24 protein-coding genes and 1 riboswitch are annotated in these 25,890 nt (G+C 63.1%); of the genes, 13 read left to right on the plus strand and 11 right to left on the minus strand.

Translation table 11 applies throughout. From position 1 onward, the window contains the following. Both EOC93_RS01480 and EOC93_RS01485 read right to left on the minus strand, forming a co-directional pair. Positions 1 to 1,266, minus strand: a complete 1,266-nt coding sequence (locus EOC93_RS01480; protein ID WP_127203668.1) for an ABC transporter substrate-binding protein — start codon at positions 1,264 to 1,266, stop codon at positions 1 to 3. Between the two features lie 37 nt (positions 1,267 to 1,303). Next, positions 1,304 to 2,362 (minus strand): substrate-binding domain-containing protein, encoded by a 1,059-nt coding sequence (locus EOC93_RS01485; RefSeq protein WP_127203669.1) that lies wholly within the window; start codon positions 2,360 to 2,362, stop codon positions 1,304 to 1,306. 218 nt (positions 2,363 to 2,580) lie between these two features. Between EOC93_RS01485 and EOC93_RS01490 the strand changes: the two genes are divergently transcribed. From EOC93_RS01490 to EOC93_RS01535, 10 genes are all read left to right on the plus strand, one after another. Next, positions 2,581 to 3,555 (plus strand): sugar-binding transcriptional regulator, encoded by a 975-nt coding sequence (locus EOC93_RS01490; RefSeq protein WP_127203670.1) that lies wholly within the window; start codon positions 2,581 to 2,583, stop codon positions 3,553 to 3,555. Positions 3,556 to 3,599: 44 nt separating this feature from the next. Further along, positions 3,600 to 5,045: an extracellular solute-binding protein gene (locus tag EOC93_RS01495; RefSeq protein WP_127203671.1), complete on the plus strand. Its 1,446-nt coding sequence runs from the start codon at positions 3,600 to 3,602 to the stop codon at positions 5,043 to 5,045. A gap of 205 nt (positions 5,046 to 5,250) precedes the next feature. Next, on the plus strand, positions 5,251 to 6,174 hold the full coding sequence (locus EOC93_RS01500) for a sugar ABC transporter permease (RefSeq protein WP_127203672.1): 924 nt from the start codon (positions 5,251 to 5,253) through the stop codon (positions 6,172 to 6,174). Between the two features lie 9 nt (positions 6,175 to 6,183). Then, entirely contained in the window at positions 6,184 to 7,041 is an 858-nt protein-coding gene (locus EOC93_RS01505; RefSeq protein ID WP_127203673.1) for a carbohydrate ABC transporter permease, read from the plus strand. Positions 7,042 to 7,046: 5 nt separating this feature from the next. Further along, positions 7,047 to 8,165 carry an ABC transporter ATP-binding protein gene (locus tag EOC93_RS01510; RefSeq protein ID WP_127203674.1) on the plus strand — a complete coding sequence of 373 codons (1,119 nt, stop codon included), beginning with the start codon at positions 7,047 to 7,049 and terminating at the stop codon, positions 8,163 to 8,165. Beyond that, positions 8,162 to 9,286, plus strand: coding sequence for an ABC transporter ATP-binding protein (locus tag EOC93_RS01515; RefSeq protein WP_127203675.1), 1,125 nt, complete (start codon positions 8,162 to 8,164; stop codon positions 9,284 to 9,286). The genes EOC93_RS01510 and EOC93_RS01515 overlap by 4 nt, the downstream gene beginning before the upstream one ends. After that, positions 9,286 to 10,839 carry an FGGY-family carbohydrate kinase gene (locus EOC93_RS01520; RefSeq protein WP_127203676.1) on the plus strand — a complete coding sequence of 518 codons (1,554 nt, stop codon included), beginning with the start codon at positions 9,286 to 9,288 and terminating at the stop codon, positions 10,837 to 10,839. Before EOC93_RS01515 ends, EOC93_RS01520 begins: the two co-directional genes overlap by 1 nt. A gap of 10 nt (positions 10,840 to 10,849) precedes the next feature. Then, positions 10,850 to 11,890, plus strand: a complete 1,041-nt coding sequence (locus EOC93_RS01525; protein ID WP_127203677.1) for a 2-hydroxyacid dehydrogenase — start codon at positions 10,850 to 10,852, stop codon at positions 11,888 to 11,890. Between the two features lie 48 nt (positions 11,891 to 11,938). After that, positions 11,939 to 13,456: a glycerol-3-phosphate dehydrogenase gene (locus EOC93_RS01530; protein WP_127203678.1), complete on the plus strand. Its 1,518-nt coding sequence runs from the start codon at positions 11,939 to 11,941 to the stop codon at positions 13,454 to 13,456. Further along, on the plus strand, positions 13,456 to 14,397 hold the full coding sequence (locus EOC93_RS01535) for a TIM barrel protein (RefSeq protein ID WP_127203679.1): 942 nt from the start codon (positions 13,456 to 13,458) through the stop codon (positions 14,395 to 14,397). The genes EOC93_RS01530 and EOC93_RS01535 overlap by 1 nt, the downstream gene beginning before the upstream one ends. 43 nt (positions 14,398 to 14,440) lie before the next feature. Here EOC93_RS01535 and fba read toward each other — a convergent pair whose 3' ends face one another. Further along, on the minus strand, positions 14,441 to 15,505 hold the full coding sequence (gene fba / locus EOC93_RS01540; RefSeq protein WP_095483847.1) for a class II fructose-bisphosphate aldolase: 1,065 nt from the start codon (positions 15,503 to 15,505) through the stop codon (positions 14,441 to 14,443). A gap of 290 nt (positions 15,506 to 15,795) precedes the next feature. On the opposite strand from fba, the gene EOC93_RS01545 reads away from it, so the two are divergent. The 3 genes from EOC93_RS01545 (at position 15,796) to EOC93_RS01560 (ending at position 17,913) form a co-directional block, all read left to right on the plus strand. Continuing rightward, positions 15,796 to 16,563: a DeoR/GlpR family DNA-binding transcription regulator gene (locus EOC93_RS01545; protein ID WP_127203680.1), complete on the plus strand. Its 768-nt coding sequence runs from the start codon at positions 15,796 to 15,798 to the stop codon at positions 16,561 to 16,563. A 109-nt stretch (positions 16,564 to 16,672) separates the two neighbouring features. Next, the gene (locus tag EOC93_RS01555) at positions 16,673 to 17,431 is read left to right on the plus strand and encodes a triose-phosphate isomerase (RefSeq protein ID WP_127203681.1); all 759 of its coding nucleotides are present in this window, start codon (positions 16,673 to 16,675) and stop codon (positions 17,429 to 17,431) included. A gap of 38 nt (positions 17,432 to 17,469) precedes the next feature. Continuing rightward, on the plus strand, positions 17,470 to 17,913 hold the full coding sequence (locus EOC93_RS01560) for an RpiB/LacA/LacB family sugar-phosphate isomerase (protein ID WP_095483850.1): 444 nt from the start codon (positions 17,470 to 17,472) through the stop codon (positions 17,911 to 17,913). 98 nt (positions 17,914 to 18,011) lie between these two features. Here EOC93_RS01560 and dhaL read toward each other — a convergent pair whose 3' ends face one another. The 8 genes from dhaL to EOC93_RS01600 form a co-directional block, all read right to left on the minus strand. Then, positions 18,012 to 18,650, minus strand: a complete 639-nt coding sequence (gene dhaL, locus EOC93_RS01565) for a dihydroxyacetone kinase subunit DhaL (RefSeq protein WP_095484014.1) — start codon at positions 18,648 to 18,650, stop codon at positions 18,012 to 18,014. An 11-nt stretch (positions 18,651 to 18,661) separates the two neighbouring features. Then, positions 18,662 to 19,669, minus strand: coding sequence for a dihydroxyacetone kinase subunit DhaK (locus tag EOC93_RS01570; protein WP_127203682.1), 1,008 nt, complete (start codon positions 19,667 to 19,669; stop codon positions 18,662 to 18,664). 75 nt (positions 19,670 to 19,744) lie between these two features. Then, positions 19,745 to 20,218 carry a 6,7-dimethyl-8-ribityllumazine synthase gene (locus tag EOC93_RS01575; protein WP_126103390.1) on the minus strand — a complete coding sequence of 158 codons (474 nt, stop codon included), beginning with the start codon at positions 20,216 to 20,218 and terminating at the stop codon, positions 19,745 to 19,747. 76 nt (positions 20,219 to 20,294) lie between these two features. Beyond that, positions 20,295 to 20,441, minus strand: a riboswitch (FMN riboswitch). A 129-nt stretch (positions 20,442 to 20,570) separates the two neighbouring features. Further along, positions 20,571 to 22,859, minus strand: a complete 2,289-nt coding sequence (locus EOC93_RS01580) for a xanthine dehydrogenase family protein molybdopterin-binding subunit (RefSeq protein ID WP_127203683.1) — start codon at positions 22,857 to 22,859, stop codon at positions 20,571 to 20,573. Between the two features lie 9 nt (positions 22,860 to 22,868). Then, a complete protein-coding gene (locus tag EOC93_RS01585; protein ID WP_127203684.1) occupies positions 22,869 to 23,855 on the minus strand; it encodes a xanthine dehydrogenase family protein subunit M in 987 nt (328 codons plus the stop codon). Positions 23,856 to 23,858: 3 nt separating this feature from the next. Then, a complete protein-coding gene (locus EOC93_RS01590; RefSeq protein ID WP_127203685.1) occupies positions 23,859 to 24,518 on the minus strand; it encodes a 2Fe-2S iron-sulfur cluster-binding protein in 660 nt (219 codons plus the stop codon). A 90-nt stretch (positions 24,519 to 24,608) separates the two neighbouring features. Then, positions 24,609 to 25,493: an AraC family transcriptional regulator gene (locus tag EOC93_RS01595; RefSeq protein WP_126103386.1), complete on the minus strand. Its 885-nt coding sequence runs from the start codon at positions 25,491 to 25,493 to the stop codon at positions 24,609 to 24,611. Positions 25,494 to 25,662: 169 nt separating this feature from the next. Further along, a partial coding sequence (locus EOC93_RS01600) for a nucleotide-binding domain containing protein (RefSeq protein WP_281033095.1) occupies positions 25,663 to 25,890 on the minus strand: 228 nt, incomplete at its 5' end.

The following is a 25,890-nucleotide window of genomic DNA, read 5'->3' on the forward strand; positions in this document are numbered from 1 at the left end:
CTAGTCGACCGGGCAGGCGCCTTCGGATGGCTTGTCGGGCGCCCAGCACGGTGCCTTGGACTGGTCGATGAGCGCCTTGAGCGCCGTCGCCTGTTCCTCGAGCACGCCACGCACATCCTGGCCGCCGAGCACGATGCGCTCGAAACTGTCTGTGTAGACCTGGTTGAACTTGCCGCCGAGATCGCCGAGCCCCATTGGCAGCAGCGCCGGCAGCGCATCCGGAGCGCCGGTCATGGTGGCGATCACCGGGCCAAAGGCTTTCACAGAGGCCGGCATGTCGTCGGGCAGCTTGACGTCGACCACGGGGAAGAAGTTGGTGGCCTTGAGCGTCGCGATCTGCGTTTCCGGCTTCATCATGTAGGCGACCAGTGCCTTGGCCTTGTCCACGTCCGGCGAGGTCTTCGGAATGGCGACGCCGGCGACCACCGGCATGTAGCCGCGACCCGCTGGGCCGGCCGGCGCTGGGAAGGCGACGAACTCGTCGGGCTTCTGGTTGAACGCATCGGCAAGCCGCGCCACATGGTCGAACGCCACCCACACATCACCGGTCAGCAGCGGCTCCTGCATGAAGGCATAGTTGGTTGAATTCGGGTTGGTGTACTGCCACAATTCTTTGAACTTGTTCCACGCGGTCTCTGCCTCCGCCGAGCGGAACTTCGTCACCATCGAGCCGGTGTAGGATGGGTAGAGAAAACCCTCGAAGAAACGGTGCTTCAGCCCCTTCGGTCCGGCCGGGAAGCCGAATTTCGGCGAGCCAGTCTTCTCGGCGATGTTCTTCGCCCATTCGATCAGTTGGTCATAGGTGATGGTGTTGAGATCGGTTCCTGCCGGCAGATATTGCAGCGCCTGCTTGTTGGCTGCCATCAGGAAGGTGGCCTGCATCCACGGCAGATATTTCTGTTCGCCTGTGCCGAGCACGCCGAGCTTCTTGTAGGCTTCGTTGAGCTTGACACCCCCCACATCGACGCCGGACAGATCGACAAGGTCCGCACCGACCGTGGAGAAGTCGCCGTGCAGCCCGCCAAGCACGCCGATGGTGCCGGAGCCGGCCTGCAGCTCGGCCTGAAGGCGGGTGAGCCACGGCCCGTCCTCGGCGACTTGGTAGTCGACTTGGCCGTCAAACGCTTTCAGCACTTCGCTGCGCATTTTCTGTGTCTCCTCCACAGGCCGCGCCTGCGTCGACCAGAACAGCACCTGGGCTTGCGCGCCGCCGATCGCGATCGACAGCGCGAGTGCGGCGCCGGCCAATATCTTCAACGCATTCATCTTGGTCTTCCTCACTGGTTGTGCGCCGCCCCCGGCATCAGTTTTTTCCTATGGGTGCCGGTCCTGTGGGTGCTGGGCCATGGCTTGCCCGCGAAACCAAGGTCGGCCGGATCAGCCGCGTCAGCGGCGCGGCGGACCCGTCGCCGATGACGGTCAACAGCATCTCGCCGATCTCGCGCGCGCATTGGCGGATCGAGGCATCGAATGTGGTGAGGCCCGGCGGCGCATAGGCCGAGGCGGCGATGTTGTCGAAGCCGATGACCGAGAGGTCGCGAGGGATGGTCAGGCCGGCGCGGGTGGCCTCTTCCATGACATTGAGCGCCAGTTCGTCGAACAGCGCGACGATGGCCGTCGGCCGCTCGTCAGCATGCAACAGCCGGTTGATGGCCTGGATGCGGGCGCCGCGATCGAAGCGCGGCGCCGTCGCCACATCGAGCCTGACCGACGGATCGCCTCGGCGCGCGATCGCTGCGGCGAGCCCGTCTTGCCGCAGATGGCGAAACGTCATCGGCTCGGCGATCGTCACCAGGCCGAAATGGCGGTGCCCGAGATCGTAGAGCATATCGAAGGCTTCACCGAAGGCGTGCGCGCCATCGGTGTCGAGCCAGTTGTAGGCGAAGTCGGTGTCAAGCAGCCGGCCATGGGCGACGAACGGGAAATTGCGTTGGCGCAGATAGGCGAGCCGTTCGTCGACCTCGGCGATGCGGGTGACGACGACGCCATCGGCACGTCCGGATCCGACAACATGGCGAAGCACGGAAAGTTCCGACTGGCCTTGCGCCACGGCGGCGAGGATCAGGTCGGTGCCATGCGAAACCAGCCCTTCGCCAAGCCCGGTGACGAATTCGCCGAGGAAGGAATCGACGAGATTGGAGCCGCGGACCGGCAGCACGATGCCGACAAAACCGCTGCGACCGGAGACCAGCGTGCGGGCCGCCGTGTTGGGCACGTAGCCCGCCTGGCGCGCGGCTTCAGTGACGCGCTCGCGCGTCTTCAAGGCGATCTGCTGATGGCCGGCAAGAGCCCGCGACACCGTGGTGATCGACAGGTCGAGCTGCGCTGCAAGTTCCTTGAGCGTGGTGACGCGGGCCGGCACCGTTCCTCCAGATCGAAGTGTTTGAAGCGTTTGTAATGCGTTTCAGTCAGATTGCAAACGTTTTAAATCCAAGCCGAGTCAATTGAGGGTCTTTCGCTCCACGGCAGCCAATGGCCGGTTTTTGGCCACTTAGCGTGATTTGAACCACGTGGCGCTTGACTCCGGCGACGCCTTGTGAAAAATTTTGCACCAACTGATAAAAATATCTTAGGGTGGAAATGGTTGGTTTTGGGAACGGCCTCCTGCGCGACGATGAAACCAGCATGGCGACGCGTGCCGCCTGGCTTCATTATGCTGGCGGCCTGACCCAGTCGGAGGTCGCCAAGCGGTTGGGCCTGACCAGCCTCAAGGCGCATCGCCTCATCACCAAGGCCAATCAGGAAGGGTTGGTCAAAGTCTATATCGACGGCGAAGTGTCGGAATGCGTGGCGCTCGAAGACGAGTTGTCCAGCCGCTACGGCCTCGATTACTGCGAGGTCGTTCCCGACTTCGATGGCGAAGACTTGCCCCTCAAGGCGCTCGGCATCGCCGGCGCGCAGTTTCTCAAGCGTGAGATCGAACGTGGCGAGGATACGCTGATCGGCGTCGGCCATGGCCGCACGCTCGCCGCCTGCGTGGAGTATCTGCCGCGCATATCGGCCGAAAGGACCCGCTTCGTCTCGCTGCTTGGCGGACTGACGCGCAAGTTCTCGGCCAATCCTCACGATGTCATTCACCGCCTGGCCGAACGGACCGGCGCGGAAGCCTATGTGATGCCGGTGCCGATGTTCGCCAACACGGTCGAGGATCGAACCGTGCTGCTCGGGCAGAAGGGCATCAGCGAGGTCTTCGATCTCGGCAAGGCCGCCGACCTGCTCATTGCCGGTATCGGCACTGCCGAGCGCGAGGCGTCGCTGGTCGCCACCGGCATGATCGAGAAGGGCGAAATGGAGGAGATCCGTCGCAAGGGGGGCGTTGGCGAATTACTCGGCCATTTCTTCGACGATGCTGGAAAAGCGGTCGAGACGACGCTTTCCAACCGGGCGCTGGCGCTGGCGCGAGAAGATATCAGCAATCGCAGGATTGTCGCCGTTGCCGGCGGCAAGGTGAAGGTTCGTGCCATCAAATCGGTGTTGGAGGGCCGCTATCTCAAGGGCTTGGTCACCGATGAGCGGACGGCGCGATCACTCGTGGAGCAGACGCCGGTCGGGTAGCCGGCAACCATTCGATTGAAACTACCCTGTGGAGGAGAAGACAAATGCATGAGAAAGAAAAAGACCTGATCGATGCGTTCCTGCGCGGACAAGTCGATCGTCGTGGGCTGATCAAGGGCCTTGGCGCAATGGGCCTTGCCGCCGGCACGGCCGGCACGCTGCTCAATATGGGGCAGACCCGCGCGCTCGCCGCGGATTTCGACTGGCAGGCGCACAAGGGCAAGACCATCAAGCTCTTGCTCAACAAGCATCCTTATGCGGATGCGATGATCGCCAACCTCGAAAACTTCAAGAAGTTGACCGGCATGGAAGTCGTCTATGACGTGTTTCCAGAAGACGTCTATTTCGACAAGGTCACCGCTGCGCTGTCGGCCAGCTCGCCCGAATACGATGCCTTCATGACCGGCGCCTACATGACCTGGACCTACGGCCCGGCCGGCTGGATCACCGACCTCAACGAGTGGATCAAGGATCCGACCAAGACCAACGTGAACTATGCCTGGGACGACTTTCTGCCCGGTGTCAGGAAGTCCTGCGCCTGGAACGGCCAGCCTGGCGGCGTGCTCGGCTCCGACGACGCCAAGCAGTGGTGCATTCCGTGGGGCTTCGAACAGAACAACATCACCTACAACAAGGGTATGTTTGACAAGGTCGGCGTCAGCGTTCCCGGCAATATGGACGAGATGGTCGCTACGGCGGCGAAGCTCACCAAGGATGTTGGTGGCGGCGTCTACGGCATCGGCGTGCGCGGCTCGCGCTCCTGGGCGACGATCCATCCCGGCTTCCTGTCGGCTTACGCCAACTTCGACCAGAAGGACCTGAATGTCTCGGCTGACGGCAAATTGTCGGCCGCGATGAACACCGCCGAATCCAAGGCCTTCCACAAGCAGTGGGTCCAGATGATCCAGGAGAGCGGCCCCAAGGACTGGTCGACCTACACCTGGTATCAGGTCGGCACCGATCTCGGTGCGGGCGCCTCGGCAATGATCTTCGACGCCGACATCCTCGGCTACTTCATGAACGGCGGCGACAACAAGATGGCCGGCAAGCTCGCCTTTTCCGCCTTCAAGGCCAATCCCGCCGCCAAGGCGCCGACGCCCAACATCTGGATCTGGTCGCTGTCGATGTCCAATTTCTCGAAGGACAAGGACGCCACCTGGTACTTCATGCAATGGGCATCAGGGCCCGAGCATGCGCTGTTCGGCGCGACCAAGATGGATTTCGTCAATCCGGTCCGTCAGTCGGTCTGGAAGGACGAGATGTTCCGCGAGAAGCTCAACAAAAGCTATCCGGGCTATGTTGAGATGTTCGACGTCTCGGCGCCGGGCGCCAGCATCAAGTTCACTCCGCAGCCGCTGTTCTTCGATCTGACCACCGAATGGGCGGCGACGCTGCAGAAGATGGTGGCCAAGGAAGTGCCGGTCGACGAAGGCCTCGACATGCTGGCCACCAGCGTCGACGGCCAGCTCAAGGAAGCCGGGCTCGGCTGAGTCCTGGCGAACGGCTGGCCCGCTTTTGCGGGCCAGCCGGCCATTCCACTGCGAAGCGGCGCCTAGAGCATCGGACCCAAAAGTGGAAACCGGTTTTGGGAAAATCCGATGCTCAAATACTGGCGGTGCCGCCACTCGCCCAACCGGCTGCCTAGCTCCCTGGGCGGCCGGCAGGGCGAAGCAACAGAGATGACGGAACACCACGATGACTGCGGCGACAATGCAAAGAAACAGGCCTTCCGGATTCAGGATCAGCAAGAGGGTGCTGCCCTATGTGCTCAGCCTGCCGGCCTTGCTCGTCTGCATCGGCATCCTGATCCCGTTCTTCACATCGGTCGTCTATTCGTTCCAGCGCTACCGGCTGAGCCAGCCCTGGGCGCGGCAGTTCAACTGGGGCGACAATTATATCTCCTTTTTCACTGACCCGAGGTTCTGGAACACGCTGGAGATATCGCTGCTCTATGCCGGTATCACCGTCCTGCTCGAACTGCTCCTCGGTCTCGGCATCGCCCTGCTGCTGCAGAAGCGCTCGACGCTGAACAACTTCATCTCGATCATGCTGTTGATGCCGCTGATGACGGCGCCGGCGCTTGCCGCGCTGATGTGGAAGCTGATGACCAATCCCGGCTTCGGCGTGCTGAGCTATCTCGCCGGCCTGATCGGACTGCAGGATTTCCGCTGGGCCTCGTCGCCGTCGACCGCACTTTTCACCGTGGTTCTTGTCGACATCTGGGTCTACACGCCCTTCATCATGATCCTGCTGCTTGCCGGGCTGCGCAGCCTGCCGACGCAGCCCTTCGAGGCGGCGGCACTTGACGGTGTGCCGAGGAGTTTCGTGTTCTTCCGCATCACCTTGCCGATGCTGACGCCCTACATCCTGACGGCGACATTGTTCAGGCTGCTGGATTCCATCCAGCAGTTCGACATCATCTATGCCATGACGCAGGGCGGTCCGGGCGATACGCTGACCGTCTTCCAGGTCGAGGCCTACCTCAACTTCTTCCAGTCGACCAATGTCGGCCGCTCGGCGGCGCTGATGATCATCCTGTGGGCGATCACCTATTTCCTGTCGAATATTTTCATCAAGAACTGGCTGCGCCTGCGCGAACGCGCCCGCGGCCAGGCATAGGAGGCTGAGATGGAACACACCTCGCTTCTCGAACGCATCCTGCGCGGCATAGCACTGACGCTGGTCGTGATCTTCTTCATGTTCCCGATCGTCTGGATCTTCATGATGTCGTTCCAGACCAACGAGACCATCCTGCGGATTCCGCCGCAGCTTGTCTTCAAGCCGACGCTGGCCAACTACACTGCGCTGATCACCGGAAAGCTGACGACGGCGGCCGGCACGCTCGACATCGCCTTCATGCGCAACCTGTGGAATTCGGTGTTCCTGTCGGTCACCTCGGTCGCTGTCGCGCTGCTGCTCGGCGTTCCCGCGGCCTACGCCTTTGCGCGGCATAAGTTTCGCGGCTCGGAAGACATCGCCTTCACGCTGCTGTCGTTCAGGTTTGCGCCAGCGCTGCTGGTGCTCCTGCCGCTGACCCTCTATTTCCAGAAGCTTGGACTGGCCAACACCTATATCGGGCTGATCTGGGTCTATCAGCTGATCTGCCTGCCGTTGATCCTGTGGATCGTGCGCGGCTATTTCGAGGACATCCCGGCCGATATCGAATACGCCTATCGCATTGCCGGTCATTCCTGGTTCGCCACCTTCCGCAAGATCGCGCTGCCGCTTGCCGGCCCGGGTATTGCGGCTGCCGGCCTGCTCGCTTTCATCTTCGCCTGGAACAATTTCGTCTTCGCGCTGGTGCTCGCCTCGGCCGACAAGCAGCCGGTGACGGTCGGCGCGCTGGCTTTCATCACCTCCTCCGGCATCCAGTATGGCCAGATCTCGGCGGCGATCGTGCTGTCGATCACGCCGACGCTGGCGCTCGCCCTCTATGCGCAGCGCTATCTCGTCGAAGGCCTGTCGCTCGGCGCGGTAAAGGGATAGTTCTCATGGCCAGCCTCGAACTGCGAAACGTCGTCAAGCGCTACAAGAGCCAGACTGTTCTCGACAATCTGTCACTGACCGTCGCCGACGGCGAAACCCTGGTCCTGTTCGGACCGTCCGGCGCCGGCAAGACAGTGCTGCTGCGGCTGGTCGCCGGCGTCATCGACCCCGATGAAGGAAAGATCTTCATCGGCGGCGAAGACATGACCGACCTCGATGCCGAGTTCCGTGGCGTCGGCATGGCGTTCCAGAATTTCGCGCTGTTTCCGCACATGACCGCCTTCGACAATATTGCGACACCGCTGGAAGCCAGCCGTTCGTCGCAAAGTGCGATCAAGGCGGGCGTCCAAAGCGTCGCCAAGCTGCTCAAGATCAGCCATGTGCTCAGCCACAAGCCACGGGCGCTGTCCAACGGCCAGAAGCAGCGCACCGCGCTCGCCCGCGCTCTGGTCGGCTCGCCGCCGGTGCTCCTGCTCGACGATCCCCTACGCAACGTCGATGCCAAACTGCGCTTCGAAATGCGGCTCGAATTGCCAAGGCTTTTGGCCGACCGTGGCGCGACCGTCGTCTACGTCACCCAGGACTATAAGGAGGCCATGGCGCTCGGCGATCGCATCGCGGTGATGTCGCAAGGCGTCATCAAGCAGCTCGGCACGCCCGAGCAGATCTATCGTGAGCCGGCGAACATCGAGATCGCGCGGCTGTTTGGCGATCCAACCATCAACCTGCTCGACGTCAAGCCGTCGCGCGATGCCAAGGGCATCTATGTCGGCCTGTCGAACGTCCAGGTCCATCTGACGGGCGCCTATGATGCGACGGTCGGCCACGATTGCGTGATCGGCTTGCGGCCGGAAGCGCTGAGCTTTGTCGATGAAGGCACGCCGGCCGCCATTCCGGTGACGGTCGAGGCCGAGACGCCGCTCAACGAAAAGATCGTCACGCTCGTGCGCACCGTGCGCGGCCGCGAAATCCTGGTCTCGCGGCCGGCCGGAACACCGGGTCAGAGCGAGGGCAGGGCCCATATCGCCGTCGACGGCAAAAGCGCCTTGCTGTTCGATCGTGCAAGCGGCGATCGCATCGGCTCGAAGAACGTCGTCAATTTGCGCAGCGGAGAAGCGGCATGAGCCAGAGCGCACTCGCCATTTCAGGCGTCGACAAGTTCTACGGTCCGATCGACAGGGGCGTGCATGCCGTCCAGAACCTGACGATCGCAATCGACAAGGGCGAGATCGTCGCCCTGCTCGGCTCGTCCGGTTGCGGCAAGACCTCGATTTTGCGCATGATCGCCGGCTTCGAGGAGGTCTCGCGTGGCACCATCTCGGTTGCCGGCCGAAAGGTGCACACGCTGGCGCCGGTCAAGCGCAATGTGGCGATGGCGTTCGAAGGCTATTCGCTCTACCCGCCGCTGACCGTGCGCGAGAACATGGCGTTTGCGCTGAAGGCTGCCAAACTGCCGAAAAGCGAGGTTGACGCGAAGGTTGCCAGCATCGCCAAGCTGCTCGAGATCGAGGATATTCTCGAGCGCTATCCGAGCTCCATCTCCGGCGGCCAGCAGCAGCGCGCCAGCCTCGGCCGGGCGCTGATCCGGCAGGCCGATCTGCATTTGCTGGACGAACCGATGGGCCAGCTCGAGCCGCAGCTTCGCGCCGTGCTGCGCGGCCGCATCAAGCACTTCATCAAGGAGCGCGGTTTGACCGCGATCCTGGTCACCCACGACCAGACCGAGGCCAACGCGTTGGCCGACCGGATCGCCGTGATGGAAGGCGGTGTGCTGCAGCAGTTCGACACGCCCGACATGCTCAAGCAGCGGCCGGCCAACCTATTCACCGGCACTTTCGTCGGCGAGCCGCCGATGAATGTCTTCGAGGCCTATGTCGGCACGGCTGCCGACAAGATCAATCTGCGGCTGCCCGACGGACTTTCGCTCGACTATGACAAGGACGCGTTCAGCGGCTCGGTTCGCGACGAATTGCTCAAGCGGGAGCGGGTCGTCATCGGCATCAGGCCCTATGCGGTTCGCCGCTCGAAGGACGGCGTGCCCGCCACGGTTTCGGCCAACCAGTGGCTCGGCGACCAGACGCATATAGCGGCGGATTTCGCCGGCGGCTCGCTCGTCCTAGTCGAACACGACCGGACTCGGCTGGAGCTTGGCGCGCCGATCAATATCAGCATCGATCCGAAAAACCTGCACGTCTTCGATCAGTCCAGCGGTATGGCCATTTCGCACGGCATGGAGCTTGCCTGATGCGGGATGTGCTGATCGGCATCGACGCCGGCACGTCTGTCATCAAATCCGTCGCCTTCGACACGGCGGGCCGGCAGCTCGCGGCAGCGGCGGTGCCGAACCGGTATGAGACGTTGCCGGGCGGCGGCGCCGAGCAGGATCTGGCACGTACCTGGGCCGATACCGCGACCACCTTGCGCCAGCTTGCCGACAAGGTGCCGGACCTCGCCAGTCGCACTATCGCGATTGCCGTGACCGGACAGGGCGATGGCACCTGGCTGATCGACAAGGACGGTGAACCGGTCGCCAAAGGCTGGCTGTGGCTCGACGCGCGCTCTGCAGGGATCGTCGAGGAGATCCGTGCGCGACCAGAGGATCGGCTGCGCTTCGAAAAGACCGGCAGCGGTCTGGCCGCCTGCCAGCAGGGACCGCAGTTCGCCTTCATGAAGCGCAACATGCCCGAAATGCTTGGCAAGGCGGCGACGGCGTTCCACTGCAAGGATTGGCTCTATTACAAGCTGACCGGCGTGCGCGCCACCGACCCGTCGGAAGGGACCTTCACCTTCGGTGACTTCCGCACGCGCGGTTACAGCGACGATGTGCTTGAGGTGCTCGGTGTCACTGATCTCAGGCATTTGCTGCCACCGATCGTCGACGGCACCAGGCATAGCGCCGGCCTGTCGGCAGCTGCTGCCGAAGCGACCGGGCTGCTTTCCGGTACGCCGGTGGTGCTGGCCTATGTCGACGTGGCCTGCACCGCGCTCGGCGCCGGCCTGCTCGATCGCGAACGCAAGCCCGGCTGCTCCATCATCGGCTCCACCGGCATGCATATGCGCCTTGCGCAGACGCCGGACGAGGTGCTGCTCAACGAAGCCGCGACCGGCTACACGATGACGATGCCGGTGCCCGGCGTCTTTGCGCAGATGCAGTCGAACATGGCGGCGACACTCAACATCGATTGGGTCCTGGGTCTGGCCTCCGGCATACTCGCCTCGCAAGGCATAACGCGCACCAATGGCGAGATGATCGCGCTGGTCGATGAATGGATATCGTCATCGGAGCCGGCGTCGCTGCTCTATCAGCCCTATGTGTCGGAGGCGGGCGAGCGGGGGCCGTTCGTCGACGCCAACGCCAGGGCCGGCTTCGTCGGCATTTCGTCACGGCACGGCTATTCCGATATGGTCCGCGCAGTTTTCGAGGGGCTGGCCTTCGCGGCACGCGATTGCTATGCCGCCATGGGGCCGCTGCCGAGCGAAATTCGCCTGACCGGCGGTGCAGCCAGAAGTCCGGCTCTGCGCAAGATCCTGGGTGCTGTCGTCGGCGCCGCCATTCGCACCAGCGAGCGTGAGGAAGCCGGTGCGGCGGGCGCCGCGATGATCGCTGCGGTCTGCGTCGGCCAATACAAGTCGATGGATGAATGCGTCGGCGAATGGGTCACGCCACTGCTTGGTGCGGCGGAACCGAGCGACCCAAAACTCGCCGCGATCTACGAGCGGGCGGTTCCGTCCTACACATTGGCGCACGAGGCGCTGCGGCCGGTCTGGCGGTCGATGGCCGCATCCAGGGCAAACTGAGAAGTCGAGCATGCGTAAGAAGATTGCAATCATTGGCGACCGCTTCATGCTTCCCGAAGTGTTTCGCGAGAAAATCGAGAAGGCCTGCGGCGACAATCTCGATATCCGTACCCTTGAGGCGGCCTGGCCCGACGAGCCGATGGAATTCGGCAATGCGGCGCTCGGCCTCGACAAGGTCAAGGAGTATTTTGGCGATCCGGACGAGGTGGTCGATTTCATCGGCGACGCCGAAATATTCGTCACCCAGCTTGCGCCGCTCTCCGAGACCATGATGCAACGCCTGCCCACGCTGAAGCTGGTTGCGGTATCGCGCGGTGGCCCGATCAACATCGACATGGCCGCCGCCAAGGCCCACGGCATCACCGTCGTCAACGTGCCGGGACGCAATGCGAGTGCTGTGGCCGAGTTCACCATCGGTGCCATCCTTGCCGAGACGCGACTGATCCGGGTCGGGCACGAAGCCTTGCGCAAGGGGGAATGGCGCGGCGATCTCTACCGGGCCGACCGCACCGGCCGCGAGCTCAACGAAATGACTGTCGGCGTCATCGGCTATGGCAACATCGGCACCAGGCTGGTCCGCCTGCTGCGCGCCTTCGGATGCCGCATCCTGGTGTCCGATCCCTATGTGCAACTGAGCGCCGAAGACCGCAATGCCGGCGTCGAGTTAGTCGCGCTCGACGATCTCCTGTCCCGCTCAGATGTGGTCACGCTTCATTCCCGAGTAACCGAAGAGACCCGCGGGCTGATCAACAAGGACACCATCGCGCGGATGAAACCCGGGGTGATCTTCATCAACACCGCGCGTGGGCCGCTGGTCGACTACGACGCGCTTTACGATGCTCTCGTCTCGGGACACATCGGCAGCGCCATGCTGGAGACGTTCGCGGTCGAGCCGGTGCCTGCCGACTGGCCGCTGCTGCAGCTTCCGAACGTCACGTTGACGCCGCATATCGCCGGTGCCTCGGTGCGCACGGTGACCTATGCCGCCGAGCAGGCCGCCGAAGAGGTGCGTCGCTTTATCGCCGGTCTTCCGCCTATCAATCCATGCTGAAAGCGCAGCAGCCATGAAGTACCTGTTACGCATAGAGGATCCGGCGAGATGAGCGGCGCCACTGAAATCGTCGACCTCTTCGTCATCGGCGGCGGTGTCAACGGCGCCGGCATCGCGCGCGACGCAGCCGGCCGCGGCCTTTCTGTCATTCTGTGCGAAAAAGACGATCTTGCCGAAGGCACCAGTTCGCGATCCGGAAAGCTCGTCCATGGCGGCCTGCGCTATCTCGAATATTACGAGTTCCGGCTGGTGCGCGAGGCGTTGATCGAGCGCGAAGTGCTGCTCGAATCCGCTCCCCACATCATCTGGCCGATGCGCTTCGTGCTGCCGCACAGCCCTGACGACCGGCCGGCCTGGCTGGTCCGGCTCGGCCTGTTCCTCTACGATCATCTCGGCGGCCGCAAGCGGCTGCCGGGCACCCGAACGCTCAACCTGCGCACCGCGCCCGAAGGCGCGCCGATCAAGGACGCGTTCAAGCGCGGTTTCGAATATTCCGACTGCTGGGTCGACGACGCCCGTCTCGTCATCATCAATGCGCTCGATGCGGCGGAGCGCGGAGCCAAGGTCTTTACGCGAACCGCCTGCACCGCCGCCCGCCGTGAAAACGACCTGTGGTCGGTCGAGATGCGCGACAGCCGAACCGGCGTCAGGACCACGGTTCGGGCGCGGGCGCTGATCAACGCCGCCGGGCCGTGGGTCAATGATATCATCAACCGCGTGGCCGGCCAGAATTCCAAGCGGAACGTGCGCCTGGTCAAGGGCAGCCACATCGTCGTGCCGAAATTCTGGGAAGGGCGGCAGGCCTATCTCGTCCAGAACAGCGACAAGCGCGTTATCTTCATCAATCCTTACCAGAACGATCTGGCGCTGATCGGCACCACCGACATTCCCTATGATGGGCGGCCGGAAGACGTAGCGGCGGATGCCAGCGAGGTCGACTACCTGATCAAGGTGGTCAACCGCTACTTCAAACGCGGGCTTGCCCGCAGCGATGTCATTTACTCGTTTTCGGGCGTCAGGCCGCTCTATGACGACAACGCCGACAATCCGAGCGCGGTGACGCGCGACTATATTTTCGAGCTTGACGCATCGGCCGGGCAGGCGCCGCTGCTCTCCGTCTTCGGCGGCAAGATCACCACCTTCCGCAAATTGGCCGAGCACGCGCTGGACAAGATCGCCCCGTTCTTTCCGAAAATGGGCAAGCCATGGACGTCGAAAAGCTATCTGCCGGGTGGCGATATCACCAACGCCGACTTCGAGCAGTTTCTCGGCGATCTCGGCCGCGAATATCCCTGGATGCCGGCGTCGCTGGTCAAGCACTATGGCCGGCTCTACGGCACCAGGACGCGGGTTCTGGTCGGTGCGGCCCAGTCGCTCACCGACCTGGGGCGGTGCTTCGGTAAGGATTTCTTCGAACGCGAAGCCAATTATTTGTTCGAGCACGAATGGGCGCTGACATCAGCCGATATTCTCGAACGGCGCACCAAGCATGCGCTGCATCTGTCCGCCGCAGAAAGAACCACTTTCGAGGACTGGTGCGCGAGCCGGCTGGTGAAAGCAAGCTGATGGCCTTTACGCTTTCCCTCAACACCAATCCGCTGGTCAATCGCTTTGCCGAACCGGACGATCTGATCGATGCGATCGCTTACGACATCGGCATCAGAGACGTGCAGCTGACGCATGAATTCGTCAATCCCGGCTGGCCGGCGGCGACGATCTCGAAATTCCTCCACCTGTTCCGCGCCGCGCTCGACCGCACCGGTGTGCGCGTGACGTCGGGGATGACCGGCCCCTACGGCAGGCTCAATCATTTCGGCCACCCTGACGCCGATGTGCGCCGCTACTATGTCGATTGGTTCAAGACCTTTGCCGATATTTCCGCCGAGCTCGGCGCCAGCGGCATGGGCACGCAGTTTGCGATCTTCACGCACAGGGATTTCGACAATCCGGAGCGTCGCGCGCGGCTTTTCGACATCGCGCTGGAATGCTGGCGCGAGGTTGCCGAGCATGCCAAGGCGGCCGGTTTGAGCTACCTCTTCTGGGAGCCGATGTCGGTCGGCCGTGAATTCGGCCACACGATCGAGAGCTGCCGGGCCCTGCAGAGCGAGATCGAAGCAGCCGGCATGGCCATCCCGATGGAGATGATGGTCGATATCGACCATGGCGACGTCACGTCGAGCAATCCGGAAGACATCGATCCCTATGCCTGGGCCGAAGCGTTTCCCAAAGTATCGCCGATCATCCACATCAAGCAGTCCTCGATGAATAAGGGCGGTCATTGGCCGTTCATTGCCGCCTACAACAAGGACGGCCGCATCACACCGGAAAAATTCCTGGAGACGGTTCGCCGCGGCGGCGGCGTCGACAACGAGATCTGCCTGGAATTGTCGTTTCGCGAACGCGAGCCGGTCGACCATCAGGTCGTCGCCATGATCCGCGAGTCGGTCGACTACTGGGCGCCGTTTATCGAGACCGGCAGAGCCGCTCTCCTGCCGCGAGCAGGATAGATGAACAGGAGCCGATGCGGCTCCTGTTCAGAACCAGAATACGTCAGCCGAATTTCGGATCGAGGCTGCCCGACTTGTAGCGCTTGGCCATTTCCGAGACCGGCAGCGGCTTGATCTTGGGAGCGTTGCCGGCAGTGCCGAACTGCTCGAAGCGCTCCTTGCACAGCTTCCTCATCGCGGCCATTGCCGGCGTCAGATATTTGCGCGGGTCGAATTCGCTCGGGTTCTCAGTCAGCACCTTGCGGATCGCGCCGGTCAGCGCCATGCGGTTGTCGGTGTCGATGTTGATCTTGCGCACGCCGTGCTTGATGCCGCGCTGGATCTCCTCGACCGGCACGCCCCAGGTCGGCTTCATCTGGCCGCCATATTTGTTGATGATCTCCTGCAGCTCTTCCGGCACCGACGACGAGCCGTGCATGACCAAGTGCATGTTCGGCAGCCGGCGATGGATCTCCTCGATCACGTTCATGGCCAGAACCGCGCCGTCCGGCTTGCGCGAGAACTTGTAGGCGCCGTGGCTGGTGCCCATGGCGACGGCCAGCGCATCGACATGCGTGTCCTTGACGAACTGCACCGCCTGCTCCGGATCGGTCAGCAACTGGTCGTGGCTGACGGCGCCTTCGACGCCGTGGCCGTCTTCCTGTTCGCCGCCGCCCATCTCCAGGGACCCGAGAACGCCGATCTCGCCTTCCACCGATACGCCGCCCCAGTGCGCCATGTCGACGACGCGCCGCGTGATGCCCGAATTATAATCGTAATCGGCCGGCGTCTTGCCGTCTTCCTTCAGCGACCCGTCCATCATCACTGAGGTGAAGCCGTACTGGATCGCGGTCACGCAGGTCGCCTCGTTGTTGCCGTGGTCGAGATGCATGCAGACCGGGATATCGGGATGGATTTCGACCAGCGCGTCGATCAGCTTGGCCAGCACGACATCGTTGGCATATGCGCGGGCGCCGCGGCTCGCCTGCAGGATGACAGGCGATTTGGTCTCCTCGGCGGCCTCCATGATGGCGAGGCCCTGTTCCATATTGTTCATGTTGAACGCAGGCACGCCATAGCCGTGTTCGGCGGCATGGTCGAGCAATTGTCTCAATGTGATGCGAGCCACCCAATAGTCTCCCGTATTTGGTTTCAAGCCTATGGTTGCGAGCCGTCCTGTCGTCGTTCAGCCCATGATGCTTCTGGCCGGATTTCCAGAGAACCGCAACCTTTGGCCAAGGCGCCGGGAGCAATTCTTGTTACAGGACAGCAATCAGAAGCGAGTAATATCCCAAAGAAATGTAACATCATCACAAAAAATTTGACGCATATGCGATTTACTCTGTTATAATGGCTGTGGCTCGCCGTTTCCGCCACGGTGGACTCGCAACGAGCCGGATTCAGGGAACAGGCTGGACAATGAAGAGCGACGGCCGGCGGCAAGGCATCATGGATTTTCTGATGGATACTGGCACGGCCAGCGTCGATGACCTTGCCACGCGCTTCGGTGTATCGAAGATGACCGTCCATCGCGACCTCGACGAACTCGAGGAAAGCGGCTTCCTGCGCAAGGTGCGCGGCGGTGCCTCGATCCAGCCGAGCGGCCTGTTCGAAAGCGATTTCCGCTACCGTCAGAAGCAGGCCGGTGAGGAGAAGCAGCGCCTGGCGGCTGCCGCGGTGGCGATGATCGAGCCGGGCCAGACGGTGATCATCGACGACGGCTCGACCGCCGGCGGCATTGCGCGCCACCTTGCGGATCTCCGCCCGCTGACGGTGATCTCAAACAATCTGGCCGTCATACAGGATCTGGCAGGCGTTGGCGGGATCACCCTGATCGCGCTCGGTGGCCAGTACAGCAAGAAGTTTCACGGTTTCTTCGGCCTGCTTGCCGAGGACACGTTGAGATCGTTGCGCGCCGATGTGGCCTTCCTGTCGTCGTCGGCTATCCACGGCGCTTCCGCCTTCCACCAGGACCAGGAAGTGGTCCATACCAAGCGGCTGATGATGGCCGCCGCCGCGCGTAAATATCTGCTGGTCGATCACGGTAAGTTCGGCCGCACGGCGCTGCATTTCCTGACCGATCTCAAGGCGTTCGACGCCGTCTTCACAGGTCGCGAACTGGAACCCCAGATGCGCGAGGTGTTGGATGGCGCCGGCGTTTCGCTAACACTAGTCGAGAAGGACTAGACCATGATCCCGAAAAGTGGGAACCGGTTTTCGGAAAAGATCATGGTCAAAGAAGAAGATAGAGCCCCATCCGCTACGCGGGATGGAACAGGCTCTAGAAGGAGGACGCATGGTTTACTGGGTCGGCACAAGCTGGAAAATGAACAAGACGCTTGCCGAGGCGACTGAATTCGCCAAGGCGCTGGCGGGGTTCGTCCCCGGTTTCGACGACCGCATCCAACCCTTCGTCATCCCGCCCTTCACGGCGGTCCGCGAGGTCAAGAAGGCGTTGGCGACAACGCGGGTCAAGGTCGGTGCCCAGAACATGCACTGGGCTGACGCCGGAGCCTGGACCGGGGAGATCTCGCCGGTGATGCTGACGGATTGCGGGCTCGACCTCGTCGAGCTCGGCCATAGCGAACGGCGCGAACATTTCGGCGAGACCGACAATGCGGTCGGCCTCAAGACCGCAGCGGCGGTGAAGCATGGTTTGATACCGCTGATCTGCGTCGGCGAGACGCTTGCCGAGCGCGAAGACGGGCGGGCCAATGCAGTGCTGACCGCGCAGGTGCAAGGCGCATTGCAATTCCTCGAAGGCGAGGCAAGGGGAGAAAAAATCCTGTTTGCTTACGAGCCGGTCTGGGCGATCGGCGACAAAGGCATTCCGGCAAGCTCTGACTATGCCGGCCGGCAGCAGGCGCTGATCAAGAAGATCGCCAGCGATCTTCTGCCGGCCATACCGCCGGTGCTTTATGGCGGCAGCGTCAATCCGCAAAATGCCGCCGAACTAATCGGCCAACCCCATATCGACGGGCTTTTCATCGGCCGCTCCGCCTGGCAGGCGGAAGGCTATATCGACATCCTCGGACGCGCCTCGGCGGCGATCTGAACCAATCTAAAAGCATTCAGTCAGGAAAGGACACGACCATGAAAATAGCCATTGGAGCCGACAGCGCCGGCAAGCCGCTGCTCGACGTCATTGCCGCGCATCTCGCCACCAAACCCGGCCTCGCCGTCAGCGACCTCAGCCAGGCCGGCTACTATGCCGACCTGTCGCAGAAGCTCGCCCAGACCATCCTCGACGGCGAGAACGATCGCGGCATCCTGTTTTGCGGCACCGGCATCGGCGTTTCCATCTCGGCCAACAAGGTGCCCGGCATTCGCGCAGCACTCACCCACGACACCTACTCCGCCGAGCGCGCGGCGAAATCCAACAATGCCCAGATCATCACCATGGGCGCCCGCGTCATCGGCCCGGAACTGGCCAAGTCGATCGTCGACGCCTGGCTCGCATCGGAGTTCGACGAAAAGGGACCATCGGCCGGCAATGTCCAGGCGATCGACAGGCTCGACGCAGCGAAGCTGGGCTAGAGCGCTTCATCGTTTCACGGAAACGCCGAACCGCTCTATCTCTTTGTTTTTGCGCAATTCCGGACGGAAAACCGTTTCACACTTTTCCTGGAATTGCTCTAACCCAGGCTTTTCCGCATCGCGCCAATCACGGTGACGGCCGATGCGGCGCCGGGGTCCATATGCCCGAGCGATCGCTCGCCGAGCCGCGACGAGCGGCCCTTCGCGGCGATCATCTCCTTGGTCGCCTCGGCGCCCCGTTCGGCTGCTTGAAGCGCCGCTGCGAGACTTTCGGACAGGGTCTTGCCTGAGGCATGCGCGGCCGCCGCTGCTTGCGCCGCCGGCAGCCAGGCGTCGACCATCGTCTTCTCGCCGATCTCGGCCTTGCCGCGATCCTGGATGCCTTGCGCCATCGCCTGGAACAGGGCGATGAAATCGGCACCCGCCAAGGTCGTCTTGCCCTTGACGGCAGCCGCACCACGCATGAAGGCCGTCGCATAGAGCGGACCTGACGAAGCGCCGACGGCGTTGAGGAACGATTTCGCCGCGGTGTTGAGGAGAGCTGTCGGCTCGGTCGCCGCGAGGTCCAGCAAAGCGAGCGCATCGCGCACTGCGCCAAAGCCGAGCGCCATGGCGATGCCATGATCGGCGTCGCCGATGACACCGTCTAATTGGCAGAGCCTGTCCTTGTCGGCTTCGATCGCCACCGCGATCGCATCGAACATAGTTTTCAAGCCGGCTGTGTCGATGGATGTCATGGATGCTGCTTTCAGCCGGCGCGGAACATGGCGCAGTCGCAAGGATGGTCGAGCATCGTTTGCAATTCGTCGTCGAGATGCATCAGCGTCAGCGAGGCGCCGGCCATTTCGAGCGAGGTGCAATAATTGCCGACCCAGGTCGCGTGAATTGACGCGCCGATGTCATCCAGCCGACGCTTCACGCGCCGGTTCATGATGTAGAGTTCCATCAGCGGCGTCGAGCCGAGCGAATTGACGAGCACGGCGACCTTGTCACCACGTGCCGGCGCCATCTCGTCGAAGATCTTGTCCAGCATCTCGTCGGTGATCTCGTCGGCTGTTTTCAGTTTTCCGCGCGCAATGCCCGGCTCGCCATGGATGCCCATGCCGATCTCCATCTCGTCCGGCCCGATCTCGAAATTCGGCCGGCGGGTCTGCGGCAGCGAACAGGGCGACAGCGCCACCCCCATGGTGAAAGTGTGGTCGTTGGCTTTCCGGGCGATGCGCTCGCATTCATCGAATGAGAGCATCCGGTCGCAGGCAGCACCGGCAGCCTTGAAGATGAAGAAGTTGCCGGCAACACCGCGCCGCTTTTGCCGCTGGTCACGTGGCGCCGATGCCACGTCGTCGGTAGTCAGCACGGTGCGCACCTCGATGTCATCCATCGCCGCCATCTCGGCGGCCATGTCGAAATTCATCACGTCGCCGGCATAGTTGCCATACATGAACAGCACGCCGGCGCCGCCGCTGGCCGCCTTGGCGCATTCGAGGATCGGGTCCGGCGGTGGCGAGGCGAAGACATTGCCGATCGCCGCCGCGTCGGCCAGCCCCTTGCCGACGAAACCGAGGAAGGTCGGCTCGTGGCCCGAGCCGCCGCCGATGACGAGGCCGACCTTGTCTTGGCGAGGTCCATCGCGGGCGATGATGGAGCGCGGACTTCCCTCAGCGCTTTTGAGATGGCGGGGATGCGCGGCCAGGATACCTTCCAGCATATCGTCGACGGTGCGGTTGCCGTCATTGATGATCTTCTTGGTCTGCACCTGCATCCTCCCGATTTCGGTATTTTCGCAGATAGTACAGCGTGTTACCGGGATTTCCACCCGGGAACGGACATTTCACGCGGCGATGCGTTCGCGCGCGGCCAGGATCTGCACGCAGGCATTGGCGGCCTCTTTGCCCTTGACCTGGAAGTGCTCGAAGAAGAAGCGGTGGTGGTCCGCGCTGTCATGGTAGTTGTGCGGGGTGAGCACCGCCGAAAGCACCGGCACGCCGGTCGACAATTGCACGTTCATCATGCCGTCGATGACAGCGCTCGCCACGAATTCATGCCGGTAGATGCCGCCATTGACGACAAAGGCCGCACCGAGGATCGCTGCATAGCGACCGGTCTCGGCAAGCGTCTTTGCATGCAGAGGAATCTCATAGGCGCCCGGCACATCGAAGACATCGACGGCAAAGCGTTTCTCTCCAAGAACCGCAAGTTCGGCCTGGAACGCCTCGACGCACTGGTCGACGATGTCGGCGTGCCAGCGCGCGCGAATGACGGCAACGCGGATTGTTTCATAGTCTTTCTGGGAATGCTGATTCATGGGTCCATCCTTCCGTTTCGAACCAGAATCAGGACGCACGATACGGAATCCGAACCGCGAAAGCGGACCGTCTTCCGTTCGTTCTCTTCCATCCGGACTGTGACCGTCGGCTCCGGTATCACACCGGATCTGCTGACCCCTCCGGCTAACCGGAAAGCGCTCGCGGGCTTGGGCCGAAACCCTTACCGCCGGTGGGGACTTTCACCCCGCCCTGAGAACATTGACGATGTTTGTATGGAAGGGGCGGACAGCGCTGTCAACCACAGACGTCGTCGCCGATGGCGCAGAAATAGCGATCCGTTCCGGACCTTGTCACCCTTGAGGGCAAGAGAGGCGCGGGCAACTTACAGCGTCAAATGGCGATCACGGGCAAGGCAGGCAGCACCTTGTCCAAGGTGATGGGAAATTCACGCACTCGCACGCCGGTCGCGTTGTAAATGGCGTTGGCGACAGCAGCCCCCGCACCGCAGACGCCGAGCTCGCCCAGACCCTTCGCGCCAAGTGGATTGGCCTTGTCGTCATGTTCCTCGAGGAAGACGACCTCCATCTCGGGGACGTCGCCGTTGATCGGGACATGATACTCGGCAAGATCGTGATTGACGAAGTGGCCGTAGCGCGGGTCGAGCACCGTCTGCTCCATCAGCGCTGCACCGATCCCCCAGGTCATGCCGCCGATGATTTGCGAGCGCGCGGTCTTGGCGTTGAGGATACGGCCCGCGCCCATCACAGCCAGCATCCGGCGCATGCGGATCTCACCGGTATCGCAATCGACAGCGACCTCAACGAAATGCGCTCCATAGGAATGCTGCGAGTAAGCCTTGTATGTCTCAGAGGCGGCGCCCGCGGCCACGGAGCCTTCGGCCTCGAACCCGTCGGGAGCGATCCTTCGGATGAGATCGGCCAGGCTTGCCGAGCGCTGGCCGACCCTGACCTCGCCGTTGGCATAGCTTGCCTCGGTGGCGTTTGCGCCACGTAACGGTGAGGCTTCGCTCGATTGCGCCGCCTCCAGGATTCGTTCCTTGAGAGCGTTGCAGGCGTTATGCAGCGCCGAACCCGCGCTTGCGGCGCCCCAGGAACCGCCGGAGCCAGCGGTACGTGGGAAGCGGCTGTCGCCAAGCTCCACTTTGATGGACGAGATCGGCAGGCCGAGGCTCTCCGCCGCGATCTGGGTCAGGATTGTATAGCTGCCGGTCCCAATATCGGTCATGTCGAGCCGTGCCGTCACCCGACCGTCCCGGTCGATCGCAACCCGCGCCGTCGCCGCGCCGATGTAGTTAGGACGGATCGCCGCCGCCATGCCGTAGCCGATGAGCTTCCGGCCCTCTCGGGTGCGGCCCGGTGTCGGGTTTCTCCGCTCCCAACCGAAACGGCGGGCGCCTTCTTTCATGCAGGCGACGAGATTGCGGGTGGAGAACGGCACGCCGCGCTCGGGATCCTGTGCCGGTTCGTTACGGATCCTGAGTTCGATCGGGTCCAGGCCGAGCCGCTCGGCGAGCTCATCCACGGCGCATTCAAAAGCCAGCATGCCGGGCGCCTCGCCGGGCGAGCGCATCCATTCGCCGCGGTTGATATCCAGCGGAACCAGGCGATGACGGGTGACACGGTTCGGCGCCGCATAGAGCGAGCGGGCAAAAACTGCCGTTTGCTCGCAGTACTCCTCGAAGCTGGACGTTGCGGACCAGACATCGTGCGCGATCCCGGTGAGCCGCCCGTCGGTGTCCGTGCCGAGACGTACCTGTTGGATCATCTCTGCGCGGTGACCGGCATTGGCGAACATCTGTTGTCGCGTCAGCGCAATCTTCACCGGGCGCTTCAGAACCTGCGCTGCAAGCGCGGCCAGGATCGTATCGGCATGGGCAATCAGCTTGGAGCCGAAGCCTCCGCCGATGAAGGGGCTCACGATGCGCACACGCTCGGGCGGGATGCGAAGCGTGCTGGCGACTCCCGCCCGGAAGTTCGCTAAAGTCTGCGCCGATGTATGGATCGTCAGCTCGTTGCCTGACCAGGCGGCGAGCGTCGCATGGGGCTCCATCGGATTGTGATGTTCGAAGGGGGTCCGGTAAGTAGCATCGATCTTGACCGGAGCCGCCGCAAAGGCGCTCTCGAAATCGCCAATCACGCTGTCGGTCTCGAAGCCGGCATTGGTCCGTTTTGGTGCGTAGGCGTCGGCCTTATGTCCCGGTAAATCATAGACGCCCGGCGCCTCGTCGTAGCGCACTTTGATGAGGCCCGCAGCAGCGCGGGCCGCCTCGAACGTCTCCGCGACAACAAGCGCGACGGGCTCGTCGTAATATCGCACCCGCTCGCTGTTGAGCGCGGGCCGGGCGCGTGTGAAGACCTCCGGCACGGTCGGCGTGACCGCCGGGCCGAAATCCGGCTGGGCCGGCGCATTCCGGTGCGTCATGACGAGCAGCACTGCCTGCGCCCGTTCGGCTTCGGCCGTGTCGATCTCGGCGATGCGCCCCTTGGCGACGGCGGCGCCGAGAATATAGCCATAGGCTGTACCATCCAGCGCATTCTCGTAGGCGTAGGTGGCACCGCCTCTCACTTTGAGCGGACCGTCGATGCGGTCGATCGGCCGCCCGATGACGCCATTGCGTGGTTCGGAAGGACGGTTCTCGCTGGTCTTCGTCTCTGTCATCGTGTCACCTCACGCACTCTCGGCGGCAGCAGCGAGCGTGTGCCGCATCGTCCGTTTCGCCAGCGGGATCTTGAAATCATTGCCGCCATGCCCGACGGCTCCGGCGAGCGCGGCTTCGGCTGCGTCGGTAAAGGCGCCGTCGGACGCCGCCGCTCCTGCGAGCGTCCGCTCCGCCTCCGTCGCGCGCCAGGGCTTCGCGGCCACGCCGCCCATGGCGATTCGCGCGCTTCGGATACGATCGCCCCTCGTCTCGACGATTGCCGCCACCGACACCAGCGCGAAGGCGTAGGAGGCACGGTCGCGCACCTTGCGGTAAACCTGCCGGCCGGGCGGCGGGGACGGCAGGGTGACCGCGGCGATCATCTCGCCGTGGCCGAGCACGGTCTCGACATGGGGCGTCGCCTCGGGCAATCGATGGAAATCACCGATCGGGATCGTGCGGGTCTCGCCGCCGGGCGATATGGTCTCGATCATGGCGTCGAGCCCGGACATGGCGACCGCCATATCCGAGGAATGGACCGCGATGCAGGCTTCGCTCGCGCCGAGCACGGCATGCATACGGTTGAAGCCCTGAAGCGCCGCGCAGCCCGAGCCCTGCTCGCGCTTGTTGCAAGGCATGTTGCGGTCGTAGAAATAGGGGCAGCGCGTGCGTTGCAGGAGATTGCCGCTGGTCGAGGCCTTGTTGCGTATCTGGCCGGACGCTCCCGCCAGCAGCGCTTGCGTGAGCATCGGGTAGCGTGACCTCACCCGCGGATCGGCGGCGAGATCGCTGTTGCGGACCTGGGCGCCGACCCGAAGCCCGCCTTCCGCCGTCTCCTCGATCCGATCGAGCGGCAGCCGGCTGATGTCGACAAGATGCGCTGGGCGCTCGATCTCGAGCTTCATCAGGTCGAGCAGGTTGGTGCCGCCGCTGATGAACTTGGCGTCCGGTCGGGCCGCAACCGCGGCGGCTGCCTGCTCGGCACTTGCCGCACGTTCATAAGTGAAGGATTGCATTGCTCACGCCTCCTCTGCCGCGTCGCGGATTGCAGCGACAATGTTCGGATAAGCGGCACAACGGCAGATGTTGCCGCTCATCCGCTCGCGGATCTCGGCATCGGTGAGAGCGACGGAAGCCGCCGCTACGTCGGCGCTCGCATGGCTCGGCCAGCCGGCCTTGGCCTCGCCCAGCATGCCGACAGCGGAGCAGATCTGGCCCGGCGTGCAGTAGCCGCACTGGAAACCATCGCGGGCGACGAAGGCGGCCTGCACCGGATGCAGCCGGTCACCCTCGGCAAGGCCCTCGACCGTGGTGATCTCGTCGCCCTCATGCATTGCGGCAAGCGTCAGGCAGGAATTGATCCGGCGCCCATCGACGAGCACCGTGCATGCGCCGCACTGGCCGTGGTCGCAGCCTTTCTTCGAGCCGGTGAGGCCGAGATGGTTGCGCAGCGCATCGAGCAGCGTCGTCCGCGGGTCGAGCTCGACGGCAAGATCCCTAGCGTTGATCCGTAGGGACATCGGCATCGTCGGTACCGGCGTCGTAGAGGCGACCGCCGTGACGGTGTCGGCCGGCTCTGCGTCGACCGGTATACCGGTAGCCAGGAGCACGCCGGTCGCCACCCCGCCCTCCAGCACCGTTCGACGCGTCGGCCCGCTCCTGTTGTCTGTTTTGGCCATGCATGATCTCCCAGTCGCAGTTCTGTCACCCGTCGACACTGGAGCTGGGGATGCGCGCGGCGGCTTTCTTTCAAGAAATCGGCGGCAATGTCAGAATTCCGGAGAAGAATTCACCCGATAGACCCGAGGCGTCATGCCCCTGAGGCGCCGGAAGGTCGTGGTGAAGTGGCTCTGGCTTGAAAAGCCGAGGCGAAAGGCAATGGTACCGATCGACAAACCCGTTTCGCGCAGCAGCATCTCGGCTCGCCGCACGCGTTCCTCGATCACATAGGCATAGGGCGCAAGGCCGGTCGTCGCTTTGAATCGGCGCGCAAAACTGTCGACGGCCATTCCCGCGACGGCTGCCAGCTCGCTTAGCGAAATGTCGGAGTTCATATGTGCATCGATATAAGCCCGAACTCGACCAAGCGCCCGACGGCTGAGACAGCCGTGACGTATAGGCGGGTGTTGCTCCCGGTTCAGGTTGGCCACGCGGAGGCTGACGAGGGCGACCAGATGCTCGACATAGGCAGAGTCCGGCTTGTGGCCGAGTGCCATCTCGTCGCGAAGCGAACTCAGAAGCGTGGCGACGACTACGTCTTTCTTGTTCACCAGGATCGGCAGGTCTCTCAGGCGTTCGCATCCGGGAAGCCCGATATCGGGATCGATCCACAAGGCTGAGTAGGAGAGGTTTACATCGCGATAGAAGCCGAGCCGCTCCGCGCCTGCGGGGACGAAGGTGAGGGCTCCGGGCCGGTCCATCCCGTCGTAGAGGGATCTTGCCTCGTGCCGGATAGATGTGTGGGACGTTCCGCCTTCTTCGGTCAGCACGATCAGATGATGAGGGGCTGTCCAGCGGAGCTCCGCCTCCCGGCATGCCCATCGCCGATTGTCGAAAACGATCGAGGAGCTACCCCATGACGCGGTTTGCAGGGGCTCCGACGTCTCTTCCTGGCTCCGAACCCGTCCGTCACCAAGCAACGGTCTGAATGACATCGCGGCATCCCGCTGGTTCACTCGCGGAGCCGTGGCCAGCCCCGGATTGAGCGTTGTGCGCCGCCCCGCCGCTACGCATACGGCGGTTTATGTGGGACAGGCATCGCGCGTTGGTAACCGGGCAGTGTTCAAGAAGTCGTGAGATCGGTCAAATCCAGCGCGCCTTCTGTCAACCGCCGAGCCCATCGCGGATGGCGCAGAAATAGCGATCGGTTCCGACCTGCCCGCCCTTGAGAGCGACCTCCAGTCCTTCGATTGCCTTGACGCGCGAGTGGGCGACGCAAAGCGGCGAGCCCGGCGAGGCGGGCAGCGGCATCCGCACCGTCAGCGCATCGACGCCCATCTGGCCGAGTGCGTGGCTCGACGGGTCGCCGCCGGCGTTGACCCCGCGCTGCAA

This window comes from Mesorhizobium sp. M6A.T.Ce.TU.002.03.1.1, assembly GCF_003997275.1.
Taxonomy (GTDB): Bacteria; Pseudomonadota; Alphaproteobacteria; order Rhizobiales; family Rhizobiaceae; genus Mesorhizobium; species Mesorhizobium mediterraneum.

What these genes read in the sequence shown, in the direction of transcription:
- EOC93_RS01590 (WP_127203685.1), bottom strand. Translation starts at nt 24,518, where the DNA reads ATGGCCAAAACAGACAACAGGAGCGGGCCGACGCGTCGAACGGTGCTG.
- EOC93_RS01480 (WP_127203668.1), bottom strand. Translation starts at nt 1,266, where the DNA reads ATGAATGCGTTGAAGATATTGGCCGGCGCCGCACTCGCGCTGTCGATC.
- EOC93_RS01500 (WP_127203672.1), top strand. Translation starts at nt 5,251, where the DNA reads ATGACTGCGGCGACAATGCAAAGAAACAGGCCTTCCGGATTCAGGATC.
- EOC93_RS01575 (WP_126103390.1), bottom strand. Translation starts at nt 20,218, where the DNA reads ATGAATCAGCATTCCCAGAAAGACTATGAAACAATCCGCGTTGCCGTC.
- EOC93_RS01515 (WP_127203675.1), top strand. Translation starts at nt 8,162, where the DNA reads ATGAGCCAGAGCGCACTCGCCATTTCAGGCGTCGACAAGTTCTACGGT.
- EOC93_RS01495 (WP_127203671.1), top strand. Translation starts at nt 3,600, where the DNA reads ATGCATGAGAAAGAAAAAGACCTGATCGATGCGTTCCTGCGCGGACAA.
- EOC93_RS01560 (WP_095483850.1), top strand. Translation starts at nt 17,470, where the DNA reads ATGAAAATAGCCATTGGAGCCGACAGCGCCGGCAAGCCGCTGCTCGAC.
- EOC93_RS01555 (WP_127203681.1), top strand. Translation starts at nt 16,673, where the DNA reads ATGGTTTACTGGGTCGGCACAAGCTGGAAAATGAACAAGACGCTTGCC.
- EOC93_RS01535 (WP_127203679.1), top strand. Translation starts at nt 13,456, where the DNA reads ATGGCCTTTACGCTTTCCCTCAACACCAATCCGCTGGTCAATCGCTTT.
- EOC93_RS01545 (WP_127203680.1), top strand. Translation starts at nt 15,796, where the DNA reads ATGAAGAGCGACGGCCGGCGGCAAGGCATCATGGATTTTCTGATGGAT.
- EOC93_RS01520 (WP_127203676.1), top strand. Translation starts at nt 9,286, where the DNA reads ATGCGGGATGTGCTGATCGGCATCGACGCCGGCACGTCTGTCATCAAA.
- EOC93_RS01585 (WP_127203684.1), bottom strand. Translation starts at nt 23,855, where the DNA reads ATGCAATCCTTCACTTATGAACGTGCGGCAAGTGCCGAGCAGGCAGCC.
- EOC93_RS01530 (WP_127203678.1), top strand. Translation starts at nt 11,939, where the DNA reads ATGAGCGGCGCCACTGAAATCGTCGACCTCTTCGTCATCGGCGGCGGT.
- dhaL (WP_095484014.1), bottom strand. Translation starts at nt 18,650, where the DNA reads ATGACATCCATCGACACAGCCGGCTTGAAAACTATGTTCGATGCGATC.
- EOC93_RS01580 (WP_127203683.1), bottom strand. Translation starts at nt 22,859, where the DNA reads ATGACAGAGACGAAGACCAGCGAGAACCGTCCTTCCGAACCACGCAAT.
- EOC93_RS01595 (WP_126103386.1), bottom strand. Translation starts at nt 25,493, where the DNA reads ATGTCATTCAGACCGTTGCTTGGTGACGGACGGGTTCGGAGCCAGGAA.
- EOC93_RS01525 (WP_127203677.1), top strand. Translation starts at nt 10,850, where the DNA reads ATGCGTAAGAAGATTGCAATCATTGGCGACCGCTTCATGCTTCCCGAA.
- EOC93_RS01490 (WP_127203670.1), top strand. Translation starts at nt 2,581, where the DNA reads ATGGTTGGTTTTGGGAACGGCCTCCTGCGCGACGATGAAACCAGCATG.
- EOC93_RS01510 (WP_127203674.1), top strand. Translation starts at nt 7,047, where the DNA reads ATGGCCAGCCTCGAACTGCGAAACGTCGTCAAGCGCTACAAGAGCCAG.
- EOC93_RS01505 (WP_127203673.1), top strand. Translation starts at nt 6,184, where the DNA reads ATGGAACACACCTCGCTTCTCGAACGCATCCTGCGCGGCATAGCACTG.